Source organism: Cupriavidus taiwanensis (genome assembly GCF_900250075.1).
GTDB classification, from domain to species: Bacteria; Pseudomonadota; Gammaproteobacteria; order Burkholderiales; family Burkholderiaceae; genus Cupriavidus; species Cupriavidus taiwanensis_C.
Window position 1 is genome coordinate 298,271 of sequence record NZ_LT977071.1, and the last position, 26,537, is coordinate 324,807.

21 protein-coding genes and 2 pseudogenes are annotated in these 26,537 nt (G+C 66.7%); 16 read left to right on the plus strand and 7 right to left on the minus strand.

Annotated features, from left to right (window positions below; genetic code table 11):
- Nucleotides 1-23: 23 nt before the first annotated feature.
- Complete coding sequence (locus CBM2588_RS17765; RefSeq protein WP_115681749.1) at nt 24-683, minus strand: response regulator transcription factor; 660 nt, start codon at nt 681-683, stop codon at nt 24-26.
- A 360-nt stretch (nt 684-1,043) separates the two neighbouring features.
- Here CBM2588_RS17765 and CBM2588_RS17770 point away from each other — a divergent pair, with 360 nt between their 5' ends.
- From CBM2588_RS17770 to CBM2588_RS17805, 8 genes are all read left to right on the plus strand, one after another.
- The gene (locus CBM2588_RS17770) at nt 1,044-1,730 is read left to right on the plus strand and encodes a hydrolase (protein WP_115681750.1); all 687 of its coding nucleotides are present in this window, start codon (nt 1,044-1,046) and stop codon (nt 1,728-1,730) included.
- Between the two features lie 52 nt (nt 1,731-1,782).
- A complete protein-coding gene (locus CBM2588_RS17775; RefSeq protein WP_115681751.1) occupies nt 1,783-2,604 on the plus strand; it encodes an alpha/beta fold hydrolase in 822 nt (273 codons plus the stop codon).
- Between the two features lie 4 nt (nt 2,605-2,608).
- Nucleotides 2,609-4,546 (plus strand): amidohydrolase, encoded by a 1,938-nt coding sequence (locus tag CBM2588_RS17780; RefSeq protein WP_115681752.1) that lies wholly within the window; start codon nt 2,609-2,611, stop codon nt 4,544-4,546.
- 39 nt (nt 4,547-4,585) lie between these two features.
- Nucleotides 4,586-5,050 (plus strand): DoxX family protein, encoded by a 465-nt coding sequence (locus tag CBM2588_RS17785; RefSeq protein WP_115681753.1) that lies wholly within the window; start codon nt 4,586-4,588, stop codon nt 5,048-5,050.
- Between the two features lie 5 nt (nt 5,051-5,055).
- Nucleotides 5,056-6,687, plus strand: a complete 1,632-nt coding sequence (locus tag CBM2588_RS17790; protein ID WP_115683641.1) for an MFS transporter — start codon at nt 5,056-5,058, stop codon at nt 6,685-6,687.
- Nucleotides 6,688-6,716: 29 nt separating this feature from the next.
- Nucleotides 6,717-6,995 (plus strand): XapX domain-containing protein, encoded by a 279-nt coding sequence (locus tag CBM2588_RS17795; protein WP_115681754.1) that lies wholly within the window; start codon nt 6,717-6,719, stop codon nt 6,993-6,995.
- On the plus strand, nt 6,982-8,088 hold the full coding sequence (locus CBM2588_RS17800; protein WP_115681755.1) for a porin: 1,107 nt from the start codon (nt 6,982-6,984) through the stop codon (nt 8,086-8,088). The genes CBM2588_RS17795 and CBM2588_RS17800 overlap by 14 nt, the downstream gene beginning before the upstream one ends.
- A gap of 67 nt (nt 8,089-8,155) precedes the next feature.
- A complete protein-coding gene (locus CBM2588_RS17805; RefSeq protein WP_115681756.1) occupies nt 8,156-8,539 on the plus strand; it encodes a response regulator transcription factor in 384 nt (127 codons plus the stop codon).
- A gap of 70 nt (nt 8,540-8,609) precedes the next feature.
- Here the strand turns inward: CBM2588_RS17805 and yddG are convergent, their stop codons facing one another.
- Nucleotides 8,610-9,533, minus strand: a complete 924-nt coding sequence (yddG, locus tag CBM2588_RS17810; RefSeq protein ID WP_115681757.1) for an aromatic amino acid DMT transporter YddG — start codon at nt 9,531-9,533, stop codon at nt 8,610-8,612.
- Nucleotides 9,534-9,716: 183 nt separating this feature from the next.
- Here yddG and CBM2588_RS17815 point away from each other — a divergent pair, with 183 nt between their 5' ends.
- Entirely contained in the window at nt 9,717-10,127 is a 411-nt protein-coding gene (locus CBM2588_RS17815; protein WP_115681758.1) for a hypothetical protein, read from the plus strand.
- A 13-nt stretch (nt 10,128-10,140) separates the two neighbouring features.
- Here the strand turns inward: CBM2588_RS17815 and CBM2588_RS17820 are convergent, their stop codons facing one another.
- Nucleotides 10,141-11,685 carry an acetolactate synthase large subunit gene (locus tag CBM2588_RS17820; protein WP_115683642.1) on the minus strand — a complete coding sequence of 515 codons (1,545 nt, stop codon included), beginning with the start codon at nt 11,683-11,685 and terminating at the stop codon, nt 10,141-10,143.
- A gap of 71 nt (nt 11,686-11,756) precedes the next feature.
- Nucleotides 11,757-12,542 carry a GntR family transcriptional regulator gene (locus CBM2588_RS17825; protein ID WP_115681759.1) on the minus strand — a complete coding sequence of 262 codons (786 nt, stop codon included), beginning with the start codon at nt 12,540-12,542 and terminating at the stop codon, nt 11,757-11,759.
- A 357-nt stretch (nt 12,543-12,899) separates the two neighbouring features.
- Here CBM2588_RS17825 and CBM2588_RS17830 point away from each other — a divergent pair.
- The 7 genes and pseudogenes from CBM2588_RS17830 to CBM2588_RS17860 all read left to right on the plus strand — a co-directional run bounded on the left by CBM2588_RS17830 (nt 12,900) and on the right by CBM2588_RS17860 (nt 22,100).
- Nucleotides 12,900-15,807 (plus strand): annotated as a pseudogene (locus CBM2588_RS17830) (type VI secretion system Vgr family protein).
- Between the two features lie 12 nt (nt 15,808-15,819).
- Nucleotides 15,820-16,707, plus strand: coding sequence for a DUF4123 domain-containing protein (locus tag CBM2588_RS17835; protein WP_115681760.1), 888 nt, complete (start codon nt 15,820-15,822; stop codon nt 16,705-16,707).
- A 55-nt stretch (nt 16,708-16,762) separates the two neighbouring features.
- Nucleotides 16,763-17,338: a DUF3304 domain-containing protein gene (locus CBM2588_RS17840; RefSeq protein ID WP_115681761.1), complete on the plus strand. Its 576-nt coding sequence runs from the start codon at nt 16,763-16,765 to the stop codon at nt 17,336-17,338.
- A gap of 376 nt (nt 17,339-17,714) precedes the next feature.
- Complete coding sequence (locus CBM2588_RS17845) at nt 17,715-18,299, plus strand: DUF3304 domain-containing protein (RefSeq protein ID WP_115681762.1); 585 nt, start codon at nt 17,715-17,717, stop codon at nt 18,297-18,299.
- Nucleotides 18,300-18,340: 41 nt separating this feature from the next.
- Nucleotides 18,341-18,754 (plus strand): annotated as a pseudogene (locus CBM2588_RS17850) (phospholipase effector Tle1 domain-containing protein); the annotation flags it as partial.
- 191 nt (nt 18,755-18,945) lie between these two features.
- Entirely contained in the window at nt 18,946-19,530 is a 585-nt protein-coding gene (locus CBM2588_RS17855) for a DUF3304 domain-containing protein (RefSeq protein ID WP_115681764.1), read from the plus strand.
- A gap of 50 nt (nt 19,531-19,580) precedes the next feature.
- Nucleotides 19,581-22,100, plus strand: coding sequence for a T6SS phospholipase effector Tle1-like catalytic domain-containing protein (locus CBM2588_RS17860; RefSeq protein WP_115681765.1), 2,520 nt, complete (start codon nt 19,581-19,583; stop codon nt 22,098-22,100).
- Nucleotides 22,101-22,188: 88 nt separating this feature from the next.
- Here CBM2588_RS17860 and CBM2588_RS17865 read toward each other — a convergent pair whose 3' ends face one another.
- The 3 genes from CBM2588_RS17865 to CBM2588_RS17875 form a co-directional block, all read right to left on the minus strand.
- The gene (locus CBM2588_RS17865; protein WP_115681766.1) at nt 22,189-22,392 is read right to left on the minus strand and encodes a CsbD family protein; all 204 of its coding nucleotides are present in this window, start codon (nt 22,390-22,392) and stop codon (nt 22,189-22,191) included.
- Nucleotides 22,393-22,494: 102 nt separating this feature from the next.
- On the minus strand, nt 22,495-23,103 hold the full coding sequence (locus CBM2588_RS17870) for a hypothetical protein (protein WP_115681767.1): 609 nt from the start codon (nt 23,101-23,103) through the stop codon (nt 22,495-22,497).
- Between the two features lie 308 nt (nt 23,104-23,411).
- Entirely contained in the window at nt 23,412-26,534 is a 3,123-nt protein-coding gene (locus CBM2588_RS17875) for an efflux RND transporter permease subunit (RefSeq protein WP_115681768.1), read from the minus strand.
- Nucleotides 26,535-26,537: the final 3 nt, after the last annotated feature.

Here is a 26,537-nt window from a genome sequence, read left to right on the forward strand (position 1 = left end):
GCAGGCTCGGCGCCACGGCGCACTCAGCCGCCGACCTTGCACAGGCCCAGCTGCTGCGCCATCAGCACCAGCTCGGCAAAGGTGCGCGCCTTCATCTTGCGCATGGCCTGGCCGCGGTGGATCTTCACCGTCACCTCGCTGATGCCGATCTGCGCGGCGATCTGCTTGTTGAGCAGCCCCGCCACCGCCAGGCCCATGACCTCGCCTTCACGCGGCGTCAGCGACTGGTAGCTGGCGCGCAACGCGTCGAGCTGGCGCAGTCCCTGGCGCCGCAGCCGGTCTTTCTCCAGCGCGGCGGCGACCGCATCGAGCAGGTCCTGGTCGCGGAACGGCTTGGGCATGAAGTCTTCGGCGCCGGCCTTCATGGCGGCGACCGTCATGGCGATGTCGCCGTAGCCGGTCATGAAGATGATGGGGATGTGGACACCCAGCTGCCCCAGCCGCGCCTGCAGGTCGAGCCCGCTCTGCCCGCGCAGCCTGACATCGAGCAGCAGGCAGCATGGTGTATCGGGCAAGGGCGTCGCCAGCAGTTCGGCGGCCGAGGCGAACAGCGCCACGTCCAGGCCGACCGAACGGAACAGGTTGCCCAGCGCCCGGCGCAGCGCGGCATCGTCGTCGACCACCAGCACCGTCGCGTCATCGTTCGCACTGGTGTCGGCTGGCTCCAGGCTCGGTGATGTCACGGTCAGATCTCCAGTGCGCTCGGAAAGGTGTTGCGGATTATAACCAGCGGGCATGTCATCGCAAGGACGGGTACGGGGTCACCGCAGTGATGCAGCGGTCACCCATACCATGGTGTTAGTCGCGGGCGCGCGCGGCGACAGCGTGTACGGCGCGCACGGCGCACCATGCCTGGGCACCGGCGCCGCGGCCGGGTAATACGAACATCCGATTTGCGTTGGCGCCGGCACCGACTAGTCTTCCCTCCGGCAGCGCTGCGGTCACGCAACCACGCCGCCCTGCTCCGCCCCTACCGGGTAGCGGCCTTGCCTTGAAGCAAGGACCGCACCCGGGCCCAACCCTGTTCCCAAGGAACCGACATCATGTCCAACCCGAAGCTCGAAGTCCTCACCCCGCAGAACAGCCAGCTGATCATCATCGACCACCAGCCGCAGATGGCCTTCGGCGTGCAGTCGATGGACCGGCAGGCCATGAAGAACAACGTGGTCGGCCTGGCCAAGGCGGCCAAGATCTTCAATATCCCGACGACCATCACCACCGTCGAGAGCGAGTCGTTCTCGGGCTTCACCTATCCGGAACTGCTGGACGTGTTCCCGCAGCAGAAGACCCTGGAGCGCACCTCGATGAATTCGTGGGACGACCAGAAGGTGCGCGACGCGCTCAAGGCCAACGGCCGCAACAAGGTCATCGTCGCCGGGCTGTGGACCGAGGTCTGCAACACCACCTTCGCGCTGTGTGCCATGCTGGAAGGCAACTACGAGATCTACATGGTGGCCGACGCTTCGGGCGGCACCAGCAAGGAAGCGCACGACTACGCCATGCAGCGCATGGTGCAGGCCGGCGCCGTGCCGGTGACGTGGCAGCAGGTGCTGCTGGAATGGCAGCGCGACTGGGCCCAGCGCGACACGTATGACGCCGTGATGAAGCTGGTCAAGGAGCATTCGGGCGCCTACGGCATGGGCGTCGACTATGCCTACACCATGGTCCACAAGGCCCCGCAACGCACCGCCACGCCGCACGAGTCGATCGCGCCGGTGCCGGCCCGCTAAGCCTGGCGATCTCGTCGCCCCCTGTCGTCCTCCTCCATCGCAAAGGTGAATCATGAGCTTTATTACTACCCAAGACGGTACCCGGATCTTCTACAAGGACTGGGGCTCGGGCCGCCCGGTCGTGTTCTCGCACGGCTGGCCGCTCAATGCCGACGCCTGGGACGCGCAGCTGCTGTTCCTGGTGCAGCAGGGCTTTCGCGTGATCGCCCATGACCGCCGCGGCCATGGCCGCTCGGACCAGCCCGCGCGGGGCAACGACATGGACACCTATGCCGACGACCTTGCGGCGTTGCTGGACGCGCTGGACCTGCAGGATGCGACGCTGGTGGGCCACTCCACCGGCGGCGGCGAGGTGGCGCACTACATCGGCCGCCATGGCACCAAACGCGTGGCCAAGGCGGTGCTGATCGGCGCGGTGCCGCCGGTGATGCTGAAGACCACGGCCTACCCCAACGGCCTGCCGATGGCGGTGTTCGACGGCATCCGCAAGGGCGTCGCCGACAACCGCTCGCAGTTCTACCAGGACCTGGCGGTGCCGTTCTTCGGCTTTAACCGCGACGGCGCCAAGGTTTCGCAGGGCACCATCGACGCGTTCTGGGCGCAGGGCATGGCCGGCGGCATCGTCGGCCAGTACGCCTGCATCCGGGAATTCTCGGAGGTGGACTACACCGAGGACCTGAAGAAGATCGATGTGCCGACGCTGATCCTGCATGGCGACGACGACCAGATCGTGCCCATCGGCAATTCGGCGCGGCTGTCGGCCGAGATCGTGAAGGACGCCACCCTGAAGGTCTACCCGGGTGCTTCGCACGGCATGTGCGTGATCAACGCCGACCAGGTCAATGCCGACCTGCTGGTCTTCCTGAACGCCTGAGCTTATGTCAGTCACCCGCCGGCAGTTCATCGCCTCCGCCGCCGCGCTCGGCGCGGCCGCCTCCTCGGAGATCTTCGCCATGTCACCAGGCACCCCCGACCTCATCCTCGTCAACGGCAAGTTCGCCACGCTCGACAAGTCCAACCCGCAGGCCGATGCCGTGGCCGTGCGCGACGGACGCTTTGTCGGCGTCGGCACGCGCCAGGACATCATGAAGCTGGCCGGGGCGCAGACGAAGGTCATCGACCTGAATGGCCGGCGGGCCATTCCCGGGCTGATCGACAGCCACATGCACATCATCCGCGGCGGCCTGAACTACAACATGGAGCTGCGCTGGGACGGCGTGCGCTCGCTGGCCGATGCGATGCGGATGCTGAAGGACCAGGTGGCGCGCACCCCCGCGCCGCAATGGGTGCGCGTGGTGGGCGGCTTCACCGAGCACCAGTTCGCCGAGAAGCGCCTGCCCACCATCGAGGAACTGAACGCCGTGGCGCCCGATACGCCGGTGTTCATCCTGCACCTGTACGACCGCGCCATCCTGAACGGCGCCGCGCTGCGCGCGGTGGGCTACAACAAGGACACGCCCAATCCGCCGGGCGGCGAGATCATGCGCGATGCGCGCGGCAACCCCACCGGCCTGCTGCTGGCCAAGCCCAATGCCACCATCCTGTACGCGACGCTGGCAAAGGGCCCGAAGCTGCCGCCGGAGTACCAGAAGAACTCGACCCGCCATTTCATGCGCGAGGTGAACCGGCTTGGCGTCACCGGCGTGATCGATGCGGGCGGCGGCTACCAGAACTACCCCGAGGACTACAGCATCATCGAGGAACTGCACAAGGAAGGCCAGCTGACGGTGCGGCTCGCCTACAACCTGTTTACGCAGAAGCCCAAGGAAGAGCTCAACGACTTCAAGTCCTGGAGCTCCCAGGTCAGGCCCGGCCAGGGCGACGACCTCTACCGCCACAACGGCGCCGGCGAGATGCTGGTCTACACCGCGGCCGACTTCGAGGATTTCCGCGTCGAGCGCCCCGAGATGGCGCCGTCGATGGAAGCCGACCTCGAGCCGGTGATCCGCCTGCTGGCGGAAAAGCGCTGGCCGTGGCGGATGCATGCCACCTATGACCAGACCATCTCGCGCGCGCTCGACGTCTACGAGAAGGTCGCCAAAGAGGTCCCGTTCGATGGCCTGAACTGGTTCTTCGACCACGCCGAGACCATTTCCGACCGCAATATCGACCGCATTGCCGCGCTGGGCGGCGGCATCGCCGTGCAGCACCGCATGGCGTACCAGGGCGAGTATTTCGTCGAGCGCTACGGCGCGCGCGCGGCCGAAGCGACGCCGCCGGTGAAGAAGATGCTGGAGAAAGGCGTCAAGGTCGGCGCCGGCACCGACGCCACGCGCGTGGCCTCGTACAACCCGTGGGTGTCGCTGTACTGGCTGACCACCGGCAAGACCGTGGGCGGCATGCCGATGTACCCGCAGGCCAACCTGCTCGACCGCGAGACCGCGCTGCGGCTGTGGACCGAGGCCAATACCTGGTTCTCGTCCGAAGTAGGCAAGAAGGGCCAGATCAAGGTAGGCCAGCTTGCCGACCTGGCGGTGCTGTCGGCCGATTACTTCAGCGTGCCGGGCGACGAGATCCAGGACATCGCCTCGGTGCTGACCATCCTCGGCGGCAAGGTGGTCTATGGCGACGGCGACTTCGGCAAGCTGTCGCCGCAGATTCCGCCGGCGATGCCGGACTGGTCGCCGGTGCGGCATGTCGGCGGCTACCAGCCACGGCCGCAGGCCCGCAAGCTGGCCATGAACACCGCGTGCGGATGCGCCAGCAGCTGCGGCGTGCACGGGCACGCGCATGCCAGGGCCTGGACCGCGAGCGTGCCGACCGCGGACGAAAGCACCTTCTGGGGCGCACTCGGCTGTTCGTGCTGGGCGTTCTGATCCCAGCCACTTCCCCAACGCCCCACCCGGAGACCGGCCATGCCTGAACCGACCACCACGCTGACGCCGGCTTCCTCCGGCGCAGCCCCACTCCCCATGCCGCGCTGGCTGCACTGGCTCGCGCTGCTGCTGCTGTGCGCGGCCTACCTGCAGGGCGGCCTGGTCAAGCTGGTCGACTTCCGCGGCGCGATCGCCGAGATGCAGCACTTCGGCCTGGCGCCGGCGGCGCCGATGGCGATCGCGACCATCGTGCTGGAACTGGGCGCGTGCGCCATGATCCTGCTCGGCTGGCGCCGCTGGCTGGGAGCCCTGGCGCTGGCGGCGTTCACGCTGGCCGCGACCTTCGTCGCCAACCGCTTCTGGCAGGCGCCGCCCGAGGCCAGGTTCATGATGGCCAACGCCTTCTTCGAACACCTGGGCCTGGTGGGCGGCTTCCTGCTGGTGGCGTGGCACGACCTGCGCGAACGCGCGCGGCGCACGCTTGCTGCGCAGGCGAACCGGTGACCCGCATGGCAGAACAAGCACTCCGCCCCCCGCCCACGCCCGCCGGTGGCGGCACCTTCGCACCGCTGGCGCAGGCCACCTTCGCGGTGCTGTGGGCCGCGACCATCCTCGGCAATATCGGCAGCTTCATGCGCGACGTGGCCAGCGCGTGGCTGGCCACCGACCTGTCCACCTCGCCCGCCGCGGTCGCCACGATCCAGGCCGCGGCCACGCTGCCGGTGTTCCTGCTGGCGATCCCGGCCGGCGTGCTGTCCGACATCCTCGACCGCCGGCGCTTCCTGATCGCGGTGCAGGTGGGGCTGGCCATGGTCAGCGGCACGCTGATGGTGCTGGCCTGGCGCCAGGCGCTAACGATCGAGATCCTGATCGGCATGGCCTTCCTCGGCGGCATCGGCGCGGCGATGATGGGGCCCACCTGGCAATCGATCGTGCCGGAACTGGTGCCGCAGCAGGAGCTCAAGCGCGCGGTCGCGCTCAATGCGCTGGGCGTCAATATCGCGCGCGCGATCGGCCCGGCCGCCGGCGGCCTGCTGCTGGCGGCGTTCGGCGCGGCCACGACCTATGGCGTGGACCTGGTCAGCTATGTCTTCGTGATCGCCGCTCTGCTGTGGTGGAAGCGCCCCCAGCGCGCCGCCGACCCGTTGCGCGAGCATTTCCTCGGCGCGTTCCGCGCGGGGCTGCGCTTTACCCGCGCGCACAGCAAGCTGCATATCGTGCTGGCGCGCGCGGCCGTGCACTTCGCCTTCGGCAGCAGCATCTGGGCCTTGTTGCCGCTGGTGGCGAAGCAACTGCTGCAGGGCGGCGCCAGCCTCTATGGCGTGCTGCTGGGCGCGGTCGGCCTCGGCGCGATCCTCGGCGCGCTGGTGATGCCGCGGCTGCAGCGGCGCCTCGACGCCGACGGCATGGTGCTGCTGTCGGCCGTCGTCACCGCGGTGGTGATGGCGGCACTGTGCATCGCGCCGCCGGTGTGGGTGGCGCTGCCGCTGCTGCTGTTCCTCGGCGCCGCCTGGATCACCGCACTGACGACGCTGGGCGGCGTGGCGCAAGCGATCCTGCCCAACTGGGTGCGCGGCCGCGCGCTGGCGGTCTACCAGATGGTGTTCAACGGCGCGATGGCGGCGGGCAGCCTGGTGTGGGGCTTCGTGGCCCAGGCGCTGGGCATCTCCGGCGGGCTGCTGGTCGCCGCCGGCGGCCTGCTGGCCGCGGCGCTGCTGCTGCATCGGCTGCGCCTGCCGCGTGGCGAGGAAGACCTTGCACCGGCCCAGCACTGGCCGGAGCCGGAGGGCGCCGACGAGATCGCGCATGACCGCGGACCGGTGATGATCCTGATCGAATATTGCGTCCGCGCGGAAGACCGCGATGCCTTCCTGCGCGCGGTGCACAAGCTCTCGGAAGAACGGCTGCGCGACGGCGCCTTCAACTGGGGCGTGATGGAAGACCCGGCCGATCCGGAGCTGCTGACCGAATGGTTCCTGGTCGAATCCTGGGCCGAGCACCTGCGCCAGCACCGCCGCGTGCCGCATGCCGATGCCGACCTGCAGCGCGAGATCACGCGCTTCCATGCGCGCGAGACGCCGCCGCGCGTGCGCCACCTGCTGGGTGTGGGCCTGCCGCCCGCGCCGTCGGCGCCGCGCTGATTCGCCAACCTCGTCAGGAATCCGATCCCATGAAGCTCTACCTTGTCTCCCTGGCCGCCGGCATCCTCGTCGGCATCATTTACGCACTGATGCAGGTCCGCTCGCCGGCGCCGCCGGTGGTGGCGCTGGTCGGCCTGCTTGGCATGCTGATCGGCGAACAGGTGGTGCCGCCGATCAAGCGCATGCTTGCCGGCGAACCGGTGACGGCCGCGTGGTTCCACGCCGAGTGCATGCCCAAGATCACCGGAACCCCGGGGCCGACCCTGAACGCCGCCAGCAAGCCGCCCGCCGACGATGCCGCGAACTAGCCCGGCCCGTTGCGCGCTGCTGGGCACGTGCTGCGCCGTGCTGTGCGCGCCCGCGCTGGCGGCCGGCAGCGTCACCGTCTACGGCCGCCTGAACACGTCCCTCGAGTACAGCCGTGCCAGCACCGCGACCGACGGCACTGCCCTTGGCAGTGTCGTGCGCCTGAACAACAACCGCTCGGTATTCGGCCTGCGCGGCGAAGAAGACCTGGGCGGCGCGCTCAAGGCCGTGTGGCAGATCGAAAGCGCACTGTCGCTCGATTCCGGCCAGGGCCAGATCGCCAGCCGCAATTCGCGCATCGGCCTGCAGGGCAGCCATGGCCTGCTGTTCCTGGGCCACTGGCACACGCCCTACACCGAGGCGACCATGGGCTACGACCCGTACTATCCGACCACCGCCGGCTATATGGCGCTGATCGGCAACGGCTCGGCCTCGAGCACCGACAATGTCGAGAACACCAGTTCGTTCGACCGGCGCCAGAAGAACATCGTGCAGTACCGCACGCCGCCCTGGGCCGGCGTCAGCCTGTGGCTGGGCTGGGGCTTGCCCGAGGAGAAGACCACCGTCGCGCGCAATCCCGCGCTGTACTCGGTGGCGGCGGTCTACGATCGCGGCGCGCTCAACGCGACGCTGGCCTGGGAGCGCCACCAGCACTACCAGGCCGCCGGCCGCAACGACGACGCACTCAAGGCCGGCGTGGCGTGGCAGCTGCTGCCCGGCACGCGGCTGGCCGCGGTGGTCGAACACCTGCACTACCGCACCGATACCGGCGACCTGCAGCGCAACGCGTACTACGCCTCGCTGGTGCAGCAGGTCGGGACCGGCAGCGTGCGCATCGGCGTGGCCTATGCAGCCAACGGCACCGGATCGTCGACGGATACCATCGGCTTCTTCCGCAGCGGCGCGCAGACCCACGCCACGCAGTTCACGGTCGGCTACGACTATCCGCTGTCGCGGCGCACCGCGCTGTATGCCTACTACAGCCGCATCAACAATGCCGACAACGCGATCTACGACTTCGCCATCAACGACCTCGGCGTCCGCGCCGGCGCCGATCCGCAGACGTTTGCCCTGGGGCTGCGGCACACCTTCTAGTGCCGCCCACGCAGCAAGGGGGCGTGCGTGACCCCCGCCACCGCGCACGCCTGTTCGAGGAGTTCGCGTGAATGCCACGCCCGTGATTGCCATCGTCGACGACGACGCCGCCGTGCGGCAGGCCATGGGGCGGCTGCTGCGCGCCTTCGACCTGGCCGTGGAGCTCTACCCCGGCGCGGCGGAGCTGCTGGCGTCGCCATCGCTCGACGGCATCGACTGCGTGATCGCGGACGTGCAGATGCCGGGCATGAACGGCTTCGCGCTCAGCGCCGCGCTGCGCGCGCGCGGCCTGCGCATGCCGGTGATCTTCATGACGGCCTTCGACAAGCAGGGCTATGAAGCGCGCGCGCAGGCGGCGGGGGCGGCGTGCTTTATCGGCAAGCCGTTCGAGGATACCGAGATCATCCGGTGTATCGAGCGCGCGCTGGGGCTGCCGGGCCACACGCGGTAGGCCGCTCGCGCATCTCGATGCGCCATCGCTGCTCCGGCAGCCATCCTGGTGGTGCCGGTGCCCCGCTACGCTATGTCGCCTGGCTGGACCCGGCGGCTGTCGCGGCGCGCTCGCCCCTGCCGTGCGTGGCGAGCCAGCAAAGGATGGACCCCGCGACCACCATCGCCGCCCCCTTCCAGAACGCGAAGGACAGCGGCGCATGCAGCAGCGCCGCGGCCAGGGCGGCCGACAGCACCGGAATGAAATACGATGCACCGGCGAGCACGGTCACGTTGCCGTGCAGGATGCCGACGTTCCACGCCGCATAACCGAAGCCCATCGCGCAGGCAGCCAGGGCCAGGTAGACCACGCCCGCAACGCTGAACGCCATCGCTTCGCCGCCGGTGAACAGGTACTTGGCCCACAACGCGAGCGCGGTCAGCATGAAGAACAGCGTGACGGCGTTCTTGCCCTGGGCGATGCGGGCCGTGACGGTGCAATAGCCGGCCCAGATGACCGCGCCCGCGAAGGCCAGTCCGTAGCTGAGCGGGTTGTCGCGCACGTTGGCCGCCATGCCCGCCACATCCAGTCCCTGATCGCCGCCCAGTACCTGGCAGATCCCCAGGATAGCCACCAGCAAACCCGGCACGATCAGCCAGCCGGCCCGCTGCCGGTTGAACAGGATGGCGGCCAGCAAGGTGAAGCTGGGCCACAGGTAGTTGACCATGGCCACTTCGATCGCCTGCCTGCCGCTGTTGGCGTAGCCGATCGATAGCGACAGGCACAGCTCGTACGACACGAACAGCACGCTGCCCCAGACCAGGTAGGCGCGGGGCAATGCCCGCAGCCGGACGTGGCCCACCGAGACCCACAGCAGCACCGAGGCAACCGTGTACATCAGCGCGGCACCGCCCGTCGCGCCGAAGCTCTCGCTGACGCCGCGGATCAGGCCGACAATCGAGCTCCACAGGAGCACCGCGACGAGCCCGACCAGCGTTGCCTGTTTTCTTTGCATGCCTGCCATTTGTTTTAGCTATCGATGGGAGCGGACGGGGCCATACTTTACTCGACCCGCGCCGGCACATCGATCCCGATCGGCCTGCCCGCAGGTCGCCGCAAAACGCCAGACTCGAGCACTTACCCCGCTAGAATGCAGCAAGAGACCCGCGTCGCGCGTTGGTCTGCCCCCGGAGCCGGCATGGAACCCCTCTCTTTTGAATTCGTCACCGTCGAGGAAGCCAAGAAGATCCTGGACGGCGAGCCGCCGGTGCAGGCCGCGCCGGACTGGAGCGAGCTGCGGCGTGCGCCGACGCCCGAAGATGCGACGCTGTCGGACGTGGCCATGCGCTGGCTGGTGTCGCTGCCGGCCGGGGCGCGCCCGCTGGTGCTGTGCCGCCGCTATCCGCGCATCGGCAACCAGCTGGCGGCGCTGGCCGCCAATCCGGCCGCGCTGCATGCCTTCCTGGTCGAGCTGCTGATCGACAAGCGCGGCGGGCGGCAGGGGTTTCCCGAGGGCATCGCGCTGGAGCTTTCGCGCCTGCATGAATACGTGGTGCAGCAACTGCCCGGCGCCAACGAGGCGCCGGGGTGGCCGGACCTGACCGACTGAAACGCGCGACTGACTAGATCACCAGCTCGATCACGAACGGCCCCTTGCGCGCATTGGCCATGCGGAACAGGTCGGCAAAGCGCTCCATGTCGGTGGCCTGCGCGCCTTCCACGCCCATGCCGCCGGCGAGCTTGACCCAGTCCAGGTCCGGGTTGCCGATGTCGAGCATGTCCAGCGCGGTCTTGCCCGGGTTGGCGCCGACGCCGGCCAGTTCGCCCAGCAGGATGGCGTACTTGCGGTTGGCCAGCACCACCACGGTCACGTCGAGCTGCTCGCGCGCCATGGTCCACAGCGATTGCAGGGTGTACATGGCCGAACCGTCGGCCTGCAGCGCCACCACGCGCCGGCCGGGCGCCGCGACGGCCGCGCCGAGCGCCAGCGGCAGGCCAGCGCCGATGGCGCCACCGGTCAGCTGCAGCCAGTCGTGCGGTGCCGCGTGCACCGTGCCGGGATAGAACGCACGGCCGAAGCTGACGCTCTCTTCCACCACGATGGCCTGCTCGGGCAGCAGCGCGGTGAGCGTGCGCGCCACCGCCTCGGAGGTGACCGCGCCGCGCGCGGGCTCCACCGGAGCGGGCGCGGCGGCGGCGGGCAGCGGCGCCTGGCGCGCGCCGAGTTCATCGGCCAGCCGCGCCAGCGCTTCGGCCAGGTCTTCTTCCGGGCGCGCCAGCACATGCACCGCGGCGTCCTCCGGATACGGGCGCGGCGACTTGCCCGGGTAGGCGAAGAACGTCACCGGTGCCGGCGCGCCGACCAGGATCACGTTGCGGATGCCGGCCAGCTTGTCGCGCGCGGCATCGCCGGAATACGGCACGCGGTCCACCGCCAGGCGCCCGCGCCCGCGCGCCACGCGCGCATTGGACATGGGCGAAATCAGCCGCGCGCCGGTGGCGGCGGCAATGCGGTGCGCGTCCGCCAGCGGCGCCTCGCGCAGCGCGCTGCCGGCCAGCACGATCAGCGTCGGCTGGCCCGAGCGCAGCACGCGCGCAGCCTGCTGCACGGCGTCCGGCGAGACCCTGGGCACCGGCAGCGCCGGCAACGGTGCCGCCACCACGCCGCCCGCATCCCAGCACACGTCGGACGGCAGGATCAGGCTGGCGACGCCGCCCGGCGCGGCGCAGGCAGCCTGCACCGCGGCCGAGGCATCGGCCCCCACCGACGCCGCCCGCGTGGCGGTGCGCGTCCACACCGAGACCGGCCGGGCCCAGCCTTCGGTATCGGCGGTGAGCGGCGCGTCCAGCGGCCGGTGATAGGTGGCCTGGTCGCCGACGAGGTTGACCACCGGCGTCTGCGCGCGGCGCGCGTTGTGCAGGTTGGCCAGCCCGTTGGCCAGCCCGGGCCCGCAATGCAGCAGCGTGGCGGCGGGCTTGCCGGCCATGCGCGCGTAGCCGTCGGCCGCGCCGGTGACCACGCCCTCGAACAGCCCCAGCACGCAGCGCATGCCGGGAATGCGGTCCAGCGCCGCGACGAAATGCATCTCGCTGGTGCCGGGGTTGGCAAAGCAGGTATCCACGCCATTGGCCAGCAGGGTCTTGACCAGGCTCTCGGCGCCGTTCATCGGTTGTGCGTTGTCCATCTGGGGTCCGGTGGTTGAAGGGTTGGCTGGAGGGTTGGCTCGGGGGCGGTCAGTCATGCCGGATGCGGGCGCGCGGCCAGCAGGTCGAAATCCAGGCAGACGAACTCGGTCGGGAATTCAATGCGGGCGAAATAGACGATGCGCTCGGCGCCCGCCGCGGTGGCCGACGGCACGCAGGCAAAGCGGCGCAGCTCGGCCACCGGCGCACCCACCGCCAGCGCCAGCGCGGCCGCCGATTCGGCGCCGGCCGCGACGATCGACAGCCGCTGCCGCGCCGTGCTGACCGACAGGCCGGGAAAGCGGTCGAGCACCGGCACCGACGCGCCGTGGCGGAAGGCCTCGGGGTCGCGCGCGAACACATCCGCGTCGATATAGACCTCGCCCACGGCGAAGGGGCTTCCGTCGAGGCGGTGCAGCCGGCGCAGGAAGTGGTAGGCCGGTGCGCGTGCGCCGCTGCAGGGCATGCCCAGATCCTCGGGCAGCGGCACCTTGCCGGCCGACTCGACCATGGCTTCGGTGTCGAGCTGCGCGCCGACGGCGACGGCCTCGTCCCAGCTGGTCGACAGCGACACCTGACGCCGCGCCTGGCACGGCGCCTTGACGAAGGTGCCGCGCCCGCGCGCGCGCTCCAGCAGCCCTTCTTCGTCGAGCATCGACAGCGCATGGTGCATGGTCATGCGCGCCACGCCGTACTGGCGGCACAGCTGCTCCAGCGACGGGATGCGCGCCCCCTGGCGCCACGCGCCGCTTTCGATCTGGCGGCGAAAGATGGTGGCCAGCTGCAGGTAGACCGGCTGGCGGCTGCGGGACAGCAGTTCGCTGGAAAGAGGTTCCGGCATGGACGGGTGCCCGGTGCCGGGCAGATTTCGGCGCCGGCGGATGCCGGCGGGTGGTGGGGGGACAGTATAAAAAGTCTATATATGTAGACTACTAGGGTTTACCTTGGTCTCCGTTGAGCCGTCTGCCCCCAAAGCGGCCATCCCAAACTCGGGATGGCGGCCTTCAGTGGGCTAGGCGAGGAGCGCGCGTGCCGCACTGCTCGCCTCCTTGGTGACTGCGGCCCATGCAGCCTCCTGAAATCTGATAAAAATATCTTTAAATTACATTTAAGACATTTCCCATGGATTTCCGTACGGTTTCGGGGCAAATTCGGGCGTTTGCCCATCGGCGATTGCGCTGCCCTGGTTGGACGGGAAATGGACCTTGCCACGCTCTATCAGCATCTTTTTGCATCCCACCATCGCCTGTACGCGCTGGAGGGCGGCTCGCCGATCGAGGAGCTCGCCGTCGAAGCATGGATTTGCCGGGAAGGTGTCTCGATGCTGGCCGAATCGCGCATCGTTGTGCTCAGCGCCAATGCCGGCATCCCGCTCGAGAGCCTGCTCGGCCAGCGCGTCACGCTGCTCACCACGCTCGCGCACGGTGACAAGTCGCGCCGCACCGGCCTGATCCGGCAAGTCGAGAAGCTTGGCGCCGACGGCAGTCTGGCGCGCTACCGCCTGACCGTGGTGCCCTGGCTATGGCTGACCACGCAACAGCGCCACAGCCAGGTGTTCCAAGACCGGCGCCTGGACAGCATCCTTGAGGCCATCCTGCAGCCGTATTCGCCCTACGCGCAGTGGCGCTATGCCGCCGGCGCCGAGGCCCGCATTGCGGCAATCGGCGCGCACGCGTACGTGGCGCAGTTCCGCGAGACGGACTACCAGTTCCTCACACGCCTGCTGGCCGAGGCCGGGCTGGGCTACACCGTGGTGGAGGACGGGGAGGCGCCCAGTGGCCATACCGTGGTGATCTTTGCCAACAGCGCGCAACTGCCGGAAGACGCCGAATCGGCGGCCGCCGGCGGGATCCGTTACCACCGTGCGCATAGCCAGGAGGCCCGGGACGCAATCCAGCAGCTGATCTGCGAGACCGCGGTGGGCGTCGGCGGCGTGGCCGTGTCCGCCTGGGATCCGGAAGCCAAGCGCGCGCTCCGTGCTCACGCGCCGGCCCGCTACGCCGGCCATGTGAACCGCGCCGCGAGCCCGGACCCCTATCTGTCGGTGAGTCTGTCGCTGGCGCCGGACGCAGCCAGCGCCCAGCGGGTCGCCGACCAGGCCATGGAAGCCATCGAAGTGCGGGCGCTGCGCTTCACCGGGCGCGCCTCGGTACGCTCGCTGCGTAGCGGCACCCGCCTGAGCGTCAACGGCTGCCCGCACCTGCCGCCGCTGGAAGACGATGCCGCTGGCTACCCGTTGCTGGTCGACGCCGCCGAGTACTGCGGCATCAACAACCTCGCGGCCGACACGCGTGCGGCGCTCGCAGACCGGCTGGGGCCCTTGGACGCGGCCCTGTGCTTCGATACCCCGCCCGCGGCGCCGGAAGTCGCGGAGCCTACTGTTGGCCTGGCCAACTTCTTCGCTTTCGGCGCCGTTGAGCGGCGCGGGCCTGATGACGCCATGAGGGCGGCCGCCCGGGAGCAAGGCTACGCGTGCCTGTTCCGTGCCTACGATGCCCGGCGGCCATGGCGCGCCGCAGTGCTCGAGGGCAACTGCCCGCGCCTGTACAGCCGGTCCGTGCCGCTGGGCATCCACAGTGCGCTCGTGGTTGGTCCGGACGGCAGGCCCAGGCCGATGGCAACGCCGAGCACCACGTCAGCCCGCGCGGGCAAATCCGGGTGCGCTTCCCCTGGCAGCGCGGCGAGCGCGCCGACGACCGCAGCAGCCGCTGGGTACGCGTGGCCCAGCGCCAGGCAGGTGCCGGCATGGGCTGGCAATGGCTGCCTCGCATCGGACATGAAGTGCTGGTCAAGTTCGCGGATGACGATATCGACCAGCCGTTCGTGATCGGCGCGGTGTACAACGGCCAGGGCGAAGCCGGCATCGCGCCCACGCCGGGCGGCAAGTCCATGAGCGGCACCACCTTCGCCCAGCCGTATGACGCCAGCGGCATCTATGCGATGGGTTGCGACAACCAGCCGAGCGCCCAGGGCAACCTGGCCGGCGGTAACAGCCCCGCCTGGCATGGCATGGGTGCCGCACCGGATGGCCACCGCAACGCCGCCGCGCTGACCGGGTTCAAGAGCCAGGAGCATGGCGGCAGGGATACAACCAGCTGGTGCTGGACGACAGCGACGGGCAGCTGCGCACGCAGCTGGCCACCACGGAACAGGCCACGCAGCTCAATCTCGGTCATGTGATTCACCAGCAGGACAACCGCCGCGGCAGCTTCCGCGGCCAAGGCTTCGAGTTGCGCACTGACGGCCATGCCGCCGTGCGAGGCCGTGCCGGCGTGCTGCTGACCACCTATCGCGATGCGGTGACGGGCCGCGCGCTGCCTACGGGCGACAACGCCGCCGGTATCGCCCTGCTGCGCCAGGCCGCGGACCTGGTCAGGACGCTGGGCCAGGGCGCGACCACGCACCAGAGCCAGGGCCTGTCGACCGCGAAAGACGACGAGGCACCGCTGCCGAAACAGGCCAGGGCCGCCGCAGGCATGGTCGATGGGCAGTCGCTCGAGGCCGCCAGAGACGACGCGGCCGGCGGCAATACCGGTACGTCCGGCAAGGTGCCGCACCAGGCGACCCCCATGGTTCACCTGAACGGCAGGGCCGGCGTGGCGATGGTGGCGGGACAGGATCTGCAGCTTGCCAGCGGTGAGAGCGCGGTACTGGCCAGCGGCCAGGACAATTCGATCGCGGTGGCCGGACAGGCCCGCGTGCAGGCGGGGCACGCGATCGGCATCGCGGCCGGCTTGACCGCGGCCGGCGAAGGCAACGTCGGGCTGCAGCTGACGGCCGGGCAAGATGATATCGACCTGCAGGCCCAGCATGATCTGTTGAAGCTCGCCGCGCGCGATGACCTGACGATCGTCTCGGCCAACATGAACGTGGACTTTGCCGCGGCCAAGCGCATCCGCATCGCGACCGCCGGCGGGGCCGCCATCACGATGGAGGGCGGCAACATCACCGTCGAGTGCCCGGGGCCAATCACTTACAAGGCCGCGAAGAGGACATTCGAGGGTGCGGAGAGCACTCCCTACTCGTTGCCGCAGTTTCCTCAGACCGTGTGTCTTGATTGCCTGCTCAAGGCGGCGGCCGCCGGCATGCCGCTGGCGACCGTGTAGAACGGGGGTAATGTGTACTTCGCAGTCGAATCCCGAGATCCCGAGACGTGGCTTGATGGCCTGTTGCCACGCATTGCCAGTACCGAGGGCCTGCACTGGTCTGCCCTTGTCGATGGCGCGTTCGACCACGGCGCGGGCCCCTTCGCGGCACCTATCCCGCGCCATCCTTTATACGCGGAGAGCGACGCGCTGCGCGACTTGCTGTCCGCCTCTCCTTACCTGTTGCCGTTGGACACGCTGGCTGGCAAGGAACGGCACGCCATGATCTCGGCGCTGGGCAGGCATTGCCAGGGCAGGCCGATGCTGAGCTTCGTGGCGTCATGGGAATCCCCGGAGCGCCTGGCGCAGCTGTGGCAGCCTTGCCTGCAGCCGGTAGTCGAGGGCGATGACACTCGTTTCCTGCTGCGCTTCGCCGATACACGCGTGCTTTCCGCTCTGCCTGTTGCCCTTGGTCCAGCCGCGTGGTCGCATCTGACAGCCCCTGTCGCGCAGTGGCACCTTGTGAATCGCGATGGCCTGATCGAAACTCTGCCGCTTGGCGGGCACCGGACCGAACCCGAAGCACATCGATCCGGGCCGCTTAAGCTCACCCAGGATGAACTCGACCGGATGGTGGACGCAGCGATGCCGGATGCCTTGCTGGACGCGCTGTACCGGCAAGCTCCTGGCATCCTGGCCGCGACTGAACGAGTGCACTCACATCGGCGCGTCGCTCAGGCCTTCGCGCTGGCCAGGCAGCATCGCGTTGAGGCGATGCCGGACATGCTCCTGCTGGCTTCGTATGCCTTGGCATCGGGAGAGGCCGGCCTGCAGTCGCCCGGGCTTCAGCAACGCTTGCGCGAATCACACCAATCCCCGGAAGCACTGCGTGAGTATTTGTTCGCGGAGGCAAGATGGTAATGGTCTCGGTGAGGGCATTCGTCATGGCATCATCCAGCCGCATAACGGATAACCAATGATGGCGACAAAAATGATCCGAAGTTCGTTTGTTGCAATTCTGGCGGCGCTGCTATTCGGCATGGTCGGGTGCGGCAAAGCGGAGGCACCGCAGGCCGCTGTCGAAGAGGACGATACGCTCGGCGGCCAGATCGGCGTGCTCAATTACACCGACGTGCCGATCGGCGTTGTGTACGTCGATGGCCAATGGGCTGGGGGGATGGTCGCGAATGCTGGTGGGACAAAATGGATAGGCAGCATCTCGGTACCGAAGCACTGGGACCCAAACTTTAAAGTCACGATCAAGTGGAGCGACGACGAGTTGTACGCAAGGGACAAGAAGGCCCTGTACACCAAGGAAGTGCCAGTCGAAAAGTATCCCCCTACTGGCAGCGCCTACTTCTATGTTGCGTTCTATCCGAACCAGGAAGTGAAGCTATTCCTGACACGAGGTGGGCCAGAATTCGAGGGTGATCCCTACGATTTGCCAGATCCAAAGGAAGCGTGCTTGAAGCGCCGCGCTCCAAAAGACAGGCGTTTGTGCTATCGCCCCGAACTGCGTGACCCTCCTGACGCTGCGGAGCCCGGTCAGTAGGTGGGCATCTTGCACCGCTTCTAAGTCTCGTAACGCCAATTCCGCTTTGACCGCAGAATCCATGACCGTCGTCCAGTTTGCGCCGCCATGCCCCTCCAAGCCCTTTGAGCTCTCCCCGCGCCGCAGCGGGCTGGGGCGGCGAGGCGCGCATCAACTGGGCACTGCTGCAAATCCACAACCACCTGCTGCCTTGGCAACGCGAGAGGCCGGCCTGCATTCGCCCGAGCTGCAGCAATGCTTGCGGAAGTCACACCAATTCCCGGTAGCACTGCGTGAGTATTTGCTTGCGGAGGCATGATAGTGATGGTCTCGAGAGGGCAATGGCCTTGTGCTGGACTGGCGTCATGGCATCATCCAGGCGCGTAACGGATAACCAATGATGGCGACAAGAATGATCCGAGGTACGTTTGTTGTGATTCTGGCCGCGGCGCTATTCGGCATGGTCGGGTGCGGCAAAGCGGAGGCACCGCAGGCCGCTGTCGAAGAGGACGATACGCTCGGCGGCCAGATCGGCGTGCTCAATTACACCGACGTGCCGATCGGCGTCGTGTACGTCGATGGCCAATGGGCTGGAGGAATGGTCGCGAATGCTGGGGGCACCAGTTGGACCGGAGCTATATCTGTCCCAAAGCAGTGGGATCCGAACTTCAAAGTCACGATTAAGTGGAGCGACGACGAGTTGTACGCCAAGGACAAGAAGGCCCTGTATAGCAAAGGGGTTCCCGTAGAAAAATACCCACCAGCGGGTGGCGCATATTTCTATGTCGCGTTCTATCCAAACCAGGAAGTCAAACTCTATCTCACGCGCGGTTTGCCCGGCTTCAAGGGAGACCCTTACGACCTTGAAGACCCCACGGATGCATGCCTGAAGAGGAAAGCACCGAAGGAACGGGAGACCTGTTATGCGCCGGAATTCAGAGAAGAGTACCGAATGCTGCAGCAGCGAAAGGGCCCAAACTAATCCCTATCCCACTAAACCAATCCGCTGGATTTCGCCGAAGCATGACGATCGTTAAGTTCGCGCCTCAGTGCCCTACTACGCCGTTTGATCTGTCGCGGCAAGAAAGGTATCGCCAATACACCGGATTGGATCTCCGCCTCAACGCACCCCTTCCGTGCGAAGAGGAATTGCACTTCGGCTTCTTCTTCGACGGCACCCGAAACAATGCGGACAACGACCGCCCGCGTAGCGCCCAGAGCAACGTCGCAAGGCTTTTTGACTTGTTCAGAATCGCGCCGAGCCCTGCAGAGTTGAAGAGATACCGGTTTCGTAGCTATGCCGCAGGCGTGGGCACGCCCTTCTACAGGGAAGTCGGAGATGTGGGAATTGGCATTCAGGCTGTCGCAGGCGCCGCCGCAGGCTGGGGCGGTGAGGCACGAATCAACTGGGCGCTGCTGCAAATACACAACCACCTGCTGCCTTGGCAACGCGAGAGGCCGGCCTGCATTCCCCCGAGCTGCAGCAATGCTTGCGGAAGTCACACCAATTCCCGGTAGCACTGCGTGAGTATTTGCTCGCGGAGGCATGATAGTGGTGGTCTCGAGAGGGCAATGACCTTTTGCTGGACTGGCGTCATGGCATCATCCAGGCGCGTAACGGATAACCAATGATGGCGACAAGAATGATCCGAGGTACGTTTGTTGTGATTCTGGCCGCGGCGCTATTCGGCATGGTCGGGTGCGGCAAAGCGGAGGCACCGCAGGCCGCTGTCGAAGAGGACGATACGCTCGGCGGCCAGATCGGCGTGCTCAATTACACCGACGTGCCGATCGGCGTCGTGTACGTCGATGGCCAATGGGCTGGGGGGATGGTCGCGAATGCCGGTGGGACCAAATGGATCGGCAGCATCTCGGTACCGAAGCACTGGGACCCAAACTTTAAAGTCACGATCAAGTGGAGCGACGACGAGTTGTACGCAAGGGACAAGAAGGCCTTGTACACCAAGGAGGTGCCAGTCGAGAAGTATCCGCCGCAGGATGCCTCGTTTTTCTACGTCGCCTTCTTTCCAAACCAGGAGATCAAGCTATACCTGACAAAATGGGGTCCCGGTGCGGAGGCAGATCCTTACCGTCTTGAAGACCCAACGGATGCGTGTCTGAAAAGGAAGGCACCAAAGGAAAGGGAAACCTGCTATGCGCCGGAGTTCCGAGAAGAATACCGAATGATGCAGGAGCGTAAGAGCCGCAACTAGTCCCAGGCATCTTATTCCATCCCATTCAATCCGCTTGATTCTGCCGAAGCATGACGACCGTTAAGTTCGCGCCTCAGTGCCCTACTACGCCGTTTGATCTGTCGCCGCAAGAACGGTATCGCCAACACACCGGACTGGATCTCCGCCTCAACGCGCCCCTTCCGTGCGAAGAGGATTTGCACTTCGGCTTCTTCTTCGACGGCACCCGCAACAATGCGGATAACGACCGCCCTAGACAGGCGCAGAGCAACATCGCGCGTCTTGCGGATCTTTTTGAAGTTAGTAGACGGCCCACTGAGCTCAAGAGATATCGCTTTGCAAGCTATGCGGCTGGTGTGGGAACGCCGTTCTACAAGGAAGTCGGGGACGTAGGCATCGGCATTCAGGCCGTCGCAGGCGCCGCTGCAGGCTGGGGCGGTGAGGCACGCATCAACTGGGCACTGCTGCAAATCCACAACCATCTGCATTTTCATTACCACCAAAGCAACTTGACGGAACGGCACGCAGACCGCGACCTCGTCAAGCAGATGAGCGCCGACCTGAACGCCCCCGAAATCCAGATCCCGAACCTCGGCAGCAGCGGCGATATCGAACGCGAACTGAAGCGCAAGTACCGCGCCAAGGGAGAATTCGATCGCAAGTTGCGCTCAGGCGTAGGCCCCCTCGCCTCCCTGACTGCGGTAGCGCGCACCAACTGGCGGGAGGTCAATACCAAGGGCCGCCGGCGCGTGCTCGGCGAACGCAAGGCAGAACTGGCCAGGATTCTGGGCAACCTGCCCCGGGACCGCAAGCCGATCATCAAGCGCATTCGCCTGCATGTCTTCGGATTCTCGCGGGGCGCGGCGCAAGCGCGCGTGTTCTGCAACTGGCTGCGCGATGCGTGCGATGCCAATGGGGACAAGCTCAGCCTGTGCGGCATTCCAGTCCAAGTCGATTTCCTGGGACTGTTCGATACCGTTGCCTCCGCTGGCATTGCACAGAGCATGATGGAAACCATGGTTTCCGGCCATGGCGCGTGGGCGCAGAAGCGCTGGCTGCGCATCCCCGGCCCTGACCTGGTCAAGCGCTGTGTGCATCTGGTATCGAGCCATGAGGTCCGTGGATCCTTTCCGCTGGATAGCGCGCAAGGCGGCAACGTGGAGGAATTCGTCTATCCGGGTGTCCATTCCGACCTCGGCGGAGGCTATGAGCCCGGCGAACAGGGCCGCGGCTGCCGCGCCAACGGGACACCTGACGACAGCGCGAAGCTGTCTCAGATTCCGCTCGCGCACATGTACCGGGAGGCCGTCATTGCCGGTGTGCCGCTGATGAGCCCGTCTAGCGCGCCAGGCGAGCTGCGAGACCAGTTCAAAGTCGACCCTGACCTCATCGCGGCTTTCAACGCCTATCGCAGCGCGACCGCTACCTCAGGCTCCCAGCCCGACACCACGGCGAACCTGATCCATCACCATTACGGCTACTTCCTGCGCTGGCGCCATCGCTGGCTTGGCAAGGTAGCAACCATGCCCAGCGTCCAACGCGCACCACGGAACGACCGCACGGACCTGATCAACGCCGATGCCGAGCTGGCCGAGGAATTGAAGTGGGTCCGGCACCACGACAGCTACGAGAACCTGGTGCCAAGCTGGGCCCGCGGCCATTACACCGGCTGGCTGATGGAAGGCGCGAAATGGGTTGCCGAAACCCATGCCTCGAATCTTGGCGCGGCAACGGCGGCAATGGCCGGCTCGGCCGTGCGCCCTGCCGTGCAGGCCGCGGTGCCCGAAGCACCCGGTGGTTCGATTGCCTGGATGCCGGCCGTCGGAGCCGTGCAGGGAGCCGCCATGTTCTACCAGGCCAAACGGGCCATCGGTATCAAGTTCGGCATGTGGAAGGACGTCAAGCGGGCCTGGGAGAACACCGATGTTCCGCCGGCCGTTGACGTTTTCCTCTCGCGCTATGTCCACGACTCCCGCGCCTGGTTCAAGCCCATGGGCGACGACGACGATGTCTGGTACCGCAAGCAGCAGGACAAGCTCGATGCGGCCGCCGCAAGAGCTGCTGCACGCCAGGAAGCTGCGCCGGCCACGATCTCGCCCATGACGGCCAAGGTCGGCGTCCTGCCGCCACCACCATTGAGTGCCGAGGAAAGGGCGATGCTGGAGACACATGCGCGCCTGAAACGACAACGCGAAGCCAAGGGCCAGTCGGTCGACGAAGCCCTGAAGGACCCGGCCTACACGGACCAGCTGCCGCAACAGGCCAGTGGACGCGAGTTCTGGCAGATGTGGGGCTATCTGCGATGGCGCACCGTCTATGACGACAAATACATGGACTATCGCGCCAGCTACCCCGCGCTGGCCAGCCTGGACGCCACGGCACTGAAAAGGCGGATGAAGGAGTTGGACCGAAAGCTCAAACAGACGCTCGTCCGCTCAGAGTTGATTGGCAAGGCGCTCAGCGGTTACGCGAGCTCCGGATCGATACCGCAAGATCTCTATATCGAGAACGAGGGGTTGATACGCACCATGGCCGCCACCGAGACAGAGATGGCGGCGATTACGGCGTTCATGGAAGCGCAGACGGAATAAGCTTGACTGTTGTCGCTGACCGCAGTCAAAAATCGCTCGGGCAAAAAAAAGCGCCCGCAGGCGCTTTGCAAGACCGTTGTACGGCGTCTTACCACCGCACATCCCGTTCCCACGCCTTCATCTCTTCCTCGGCCTGTTCCTTGGTGTAGCCATAGCGCTCCTGGATGCGGCCGGCGAGCTGGTCGCGCTTGCCGTTGATCTGCGTGATGTCGTCGTCGGTCAGCTTGCCCCACTTCTCCTTGACCTTGCCCTTGGCTTGTTCCCACTTGCCTTCGATCTGATCCCAGTTCATCGCTTTCTCCTTGATGTCATGGCAAGGGGGCGCGGCAGCGTCCCCTTGCGAGTGGTGCGGTGTACGACCCGCCCCCCGCGGGGCAGGCCGTGCTGAAGCGGCTTACTTGCCGTACTTGGCCTTCACGTCGGCCTGGCACTTGTCCTTGGAATCGCCGGACAGTGCGTCGCAGCGTTCCTTGTCGGCCTTGTAGGCGGCGTCGGTGGTGTCCTTCTTCGCATCGGCGCGGGCTTCGGCCACGTCGCTGCGCGACCCGGTCGCGGCGGCCTTGTCGACCTTGGCGGCGGTCAGGGCTTTCTCGTGTGCGGCCTTGGCGTCCTTCTTGCAGACGTCCTTGTCGTTGCCCTTCTTGTCGTCGCACATTTCCTTGGCGACGTCATAGTCGCGGTCGGCCTTGGTCTTCTCGGCCTTGGCCATGGACTTTTGCGTGCCGTCGCGGCGGGCCTCGGCCTGGGCCTTGGCAACATCGCGGTCGCGCTTGGCCTCGGCCTTGCAGACGTCCTTGGCGTTGTCCTTCATGCCGTCGCACTTGGCGGAGGCAGCCTTGTAGTCCGCGTCGGCCTGCTTCACCGCGGCGTCATAGTCGGCCCTTGCGCCGGTTGCAGCCGTTCCGGCCGTCGTTGCCGGTGCCGTCGTCTGCGCCAGGGCAAAGCCTGCCGGGGCGGCAACCATCATCGAACACACTGCTGCGGTCAGCCATTTCTTCATCATGTCGAGCTCCTTTCCGGGTGATTGCGTAAGGGTACGCATGAGAGGCCGGCGGCTATGCTGCTGGCCATGCCGTATGTACAGAGTAGGCCCGGGGGGATGGGGTCAGCAGGCGTTCGGCTCCGAAAGGAACGTCAGACTATTCCGACATAGATTCGCGCGCTGCACATGCCTGGCGATATCGGCTTCGCCGGGCTTGTGGATTGCGCCTCGCCATGCAAAACGCCGCCCACTGCGGGGCGGCGCCGCGCATCGCCATGTCTGCGATGCCAGACAGGCTGCGCGAGGCCAGGCCTCGCGCGGCGCTGTCATCAGCCTGAAATCGAAGGCGTGATCCGGTTCTCGTCGGGCGCCGCGCCCTCCTCGTCCGGCCAGTTCCGGCCCACCATCCATTCATAGAGCGTCGGCAGCACGATCAGCGTCAGCACGGTCGCGGTGATCAGGCCGCCGATGATGACGATGGCCAGCGGACGCTGCGTCTCCGAGCCGATGGCGCGCGAAACCGCCATCGGGAACAGGCCCAGCATGGCCAGCAGCGCGGTCATCAGCACCGTGCGCAGCCGGTCCATCGAGCCGGTCAGCACGGCCTGGCGCACCGGCATGCCCTCCTCGCGCAACTGGTTGAAGTAGGTCACCATCACCACGCCGTTGAGCACCGCCTGGCCGAACAGCGCGATAAAGCCGATCGCCGCCGACACCGACAGCGGGATGCCGGTCAGCAGCAGCGCAAACACGCCGCCGATCAGCGCGAACGGGATATTCGAGATGATCAGCGTGGCGCTCTTGAACGACTTGAACGCATTGAACAGCAGCAGGAAGATCACCAGCACCGACAGCGGCACCACGATCGACAGCCGCGCCATGGCGCGCTCCTGGTTCTCGAACTCGCCCGACCAGCTGATCTTGACGTCGTCGGCCCTGACATTCTTTGCCACCAGCTTCTGCATGTCCTTGACCACGCTGCCCATGTCGCGGTCGCGGATGAAGATGCCGATCGAGGTGGTGCGCTGGCCGTTCTCGCGACTGATGTTCATGGCGCCGGAGGCCGCGCGGAAGCTCACCAGCTGCGACAGCGGCACCTGCGCGCCGTCGGCGGTCTGCATGAAGATATTGGGCAGGTTCGGCAGCGCGCGCTCCGACGGCTTCAGCCGCACCGCCACGCTGAAGTGCTTCTCGCCCTCCCACAGCTCGGTCGCGGCCTTGCCGGCCAGCGCGGTTTCCATCAGGTCCTGCACGTCGGCCACGTTGATGCCGTAGCGCGCGGCCTGGGCGCGGTCGAATTCCAGCACGTACTGCGGCAGCTCGCCGTCGCGGTCGATAAAGGCGCGCATCACGCCCTTGACCGACTGCACGTTGGCCAGGATCTGGTCGGCCACCTTCTTGTTCTGCTCGAGGCTGTCGCTCTGCACCTTGATCACGATCTGGCCCTTGATCTGCGAGATGCTCTCGAGGATGTTGTCGCGCACCGGCTGCGAGAAATTGGGCTCGATGCCGGGCAGCCGGCGCAGGTTGCGGTCGATCTCGCCGATGATGGCGCGCTTGTCCAGGCCGGCGCGCCACTGCTTCTCGGGCTTGAGGTCGACCAGGATCTCGACGGTGTTGATCAGCTTGGGGTCGGTGCCGTCGTCGGGGCGGCCCACCTTGGAGATGGTGGTATTGACCTCCGGCGTCCGGCGGATCACGCTGCGCAGCAGCCGCGCCTGGTCGCGCGCCTCGTCGATCGAGACGGAAGCCGGCAGGTCGAAGCTGACCCACATCGAGCCCTCGTCCAGCTCGGGCAGGAATTCGCTGCCGAGGAACTTGCCCGCGCCCACGGTCACCACCAGCAGGCCCAAGGCCGCGCCCACCACCACCTTCTTGTGGTCCAGCGCCCAGGCCAGCATCGGTTCGTAGAGGCGCTTGCAGTGGCGCACCAGGAAGTTGTCGTCGTGCGCGATGTTCTTCCTGAGCAGCAGGTGGCACAGCAGCGGCACCAGCGTCAGCGACAGGATCAGCGAACCGATCAGCGCGCCCGTCACCGTGTACGCCATCGGCGCGAAGATCTTGCCCTCGTGCCGCTGCAGCGTGAAGATCGGGATGTGCGCCGCGATGATGATGACCATCGAGAACACGGTCGGGCGGCCCACCTCGGTGGTGGCCTGCAGGATCGCATGCAGGCGCGCGCGGCTGTCCTGGATCTGCTGCGCCTTGAGCTCGCCCAGGCGCTTGAAGATGTTCTCGACCACGATCACAGCGCCGTCGACGATGATGCCGAAGTCCATCGCGCCCAGCGACAGCAGGTTGGCCGGAATCCCGACCCAGGTCAGGCCGATGAAGGTGGACAGCAGCGCCAGCGGAATGATCAGCGCCACGATCGCCGCGGCGCGCACGTTGGCCAGGAACAGGTACAGCACTGCCATCACCAGCAGCGCACCCTCGACCAGGTTGCCGAACACCGTATGCAGGGTCTTGTCGATCAGCGTGGAGCGGTCGTAGTACGGCACGATCTTCACGCCCTTGGGCAGGATCTGGTCGTCCAGCAGGTCGATCTTCTGCTTCAGCGCCTCCAGCACCAGCGACGGGTTCTCGCCCTTGCGCATCACCACGATGCCCGAGACGATATCCTCTTCGTCGTCCTGCCCCATCAGGCCCTGCGGCGGCGCGCTGCCGACGCGCACCTCGGCGATGTCCTTGACCAGGATCGGGGTGCCGTTGTTCTCGGCCACCACCACGTTGGCGATATCGGCCGAGGTGCGGAAGCTGCCCAGCGAGCGCAGCAGGAACTGCTGCCGCCCGTGCGCGACCGCGCCGCCGCCGGCATTCGAGTTAGCGCGCTGCAGCGCGGTGAACAACTGCGACAGCGAGATCTTGGCGTCGCGCATGCGCGCGAGGTTGGGGTTGACCTCATACTGCTTGATGGTGCCGCCGATGGTCACCAGGTCGGCCACGCCCGGCACCTGGCGCAGGTTTTTCTCGACCACCCAGTCCTGCAGCGTGCGCAGTTCCTGCGGCGTATAGCCCTTGCCGGTCAGGCGGAAGCGGTAGATCTCGCCGATCGCAGTGGACAGCGGCGCCAGGTCCGGATGAACGCCGTCGGGCAGGTCAACGCTGCGCAGGCGCTCCAGGATCTGCTGGCGCGCGGCCACGTCGGTCGCCTTGTCGTTGAAGGTCACCATCATGAACGACAGGCCGAACTGCGTGTGCGAGAACACCCGCACCGCGTTGGGCGTGCCGGCCAGCGCGGTCTCGATCGGGATCGTGACCTGGCGCTCCACCTCTTCGGCGGCGCGGCCCGGGTACAGCGTGATGACGTTGACCTGGATGTCCGACACATCCGGGAAGGCTTCGATCGGCAGGTTCTTGAACGCGGCGATGCCGCCGCCGACGAAGAGGATCAGGCCCAGCCAGACAAAGAGCTTCTGGTGCAGGGCAAAGCTGACGATACGCGAAATCATGTG

Bases quoted from the DNA above. Each gene is read 5' to 3' on its own strand.
- CBM2588_RS17770 (WP_115681750.1), top strand. From the start codon at position 1,044: ATGTCCAACCCGAAGCTCGAAGTCCTCACCCCGCAGAACAGCCAGCTG.
- CBM2588_RS17775 (WP_115681751.1), top strand. From the start codon at position 1,783: ATGAGCTTTATTACTACCCAAGACGGTACCCGGATCTTCTACAAGGAC.
- CBM2588_RS17780 (WP_115681752.1), top strand. From the start codon at position 2,609: ATGTCAGTCACCCGCCGGCAGTTCATCGCCTCCGCCGCCGCGCTCGGC.
- CBM2588_RS17785 (WP_115681753.1), top strand. From the start codon at position 4,586: ATGCCTGAACCGACCACCACGCTGACGCCGGCTTCCTCCGGCGCAGCC.
- CBM2588_RS17790 (WP_115683641.1), top strand. From the start codon at position 5,056: ATGGCAGAACAAGCACTCCGCCCCCCGCCCACGCCCGCCGGTGGCGGC.
- CBM2588_RS17795 (WP_115681754.1), top strand. From the start codon at position 6,717: ATGAAGCTCTACCTTGTCTCCCTGGCCGCCGGCATCCTCGTCGGCATC.
- CBM2588_RS17800 (WP_115681755.1), top strand. From the start codon at position 6,982: ATGCCGCGAACTAGCCCGGCCCGTTGCGCGCTGCTGGGCACGTGCTGC.
- yddG (WP_115681757.1), bottom strand. From the start codon at position 9,533: ATGCAAAGAAAACAGGCAACGCTGGTCGGGCTCGTCGCGGTGCTCCTG.
- CBM2588_RS17815 (WP_115681758.1), top strand. From the start codon at position 9,717: ATGGAACCCCTCTCTTTTGAATTCGTCACCGTCGAGGAAGCCAAGAAG.
- CBM2588_RS17820 (WP_115683642.1), bottom strand. From the start codon at position 11,685: ATGAACGGCGCCGAGAGCCTGGTCAAGACCCTGCTGGCCAATGGCGTG.
- CBM2588_RS17825 (WP_115681759.1), bottom strand. From the start codon at position 12,542: ATGCCGGAACCTCTTTCCAGCGAACTGCTGTCCCGCAGCCGCCAGCCG.
- CBM2588_RS17840 (WP_115681761.1), top strand. From the start codon at position 16,763: ATGATGGCGACAAAAATGATCCGAAGTTCGTTTGTTGCAATTCTGGCG.
- CBM2588_RS17845 (WP_115681762.1), top strand. From the start codon at position 17,715: ATGATGGCGACAAGAATGATCCGAGGTACGTTTGTTGTGATTCTGGCC.
- CBM2588_RS17855 (WP_115681764.1), top strand. From the start codon at position 18,946: ATGATGGCGACAAGAATGATCCGAGGTACGTTTGTTGTGATTCTGGCC.
- CBM2588_RS17860 (WP_115681765.1), top strand. From the start codon at position 19,581: ATGACGACCGTTAAGTTCGCGCCTCAGTGCCCTACTACGCCGTTTGAT.
- CBM2588_RS17865 (WP_115681766.1), bottom strand. From the start codon at position 22,392: ATGAACTGGGATCAGATCGAAGGCAAGTGGGAACAAGCCAAGGGCAAG.
- CBM2588_RS17870 (WP_115681767.1), bottom strand. From the start codon at position 23,103: ATGATGAAGAAATGGCTGACCGCAGCAGTGTGTTCGATGATGGTTGCC.
- CBM2588_RS17875 (WP_115681768.1), bottom strand. From the start codon at position 26,534: ATGATTTCGCGTATCGTCAGCTTTGCCCTGCACCAGAAGCTCTTTGTC.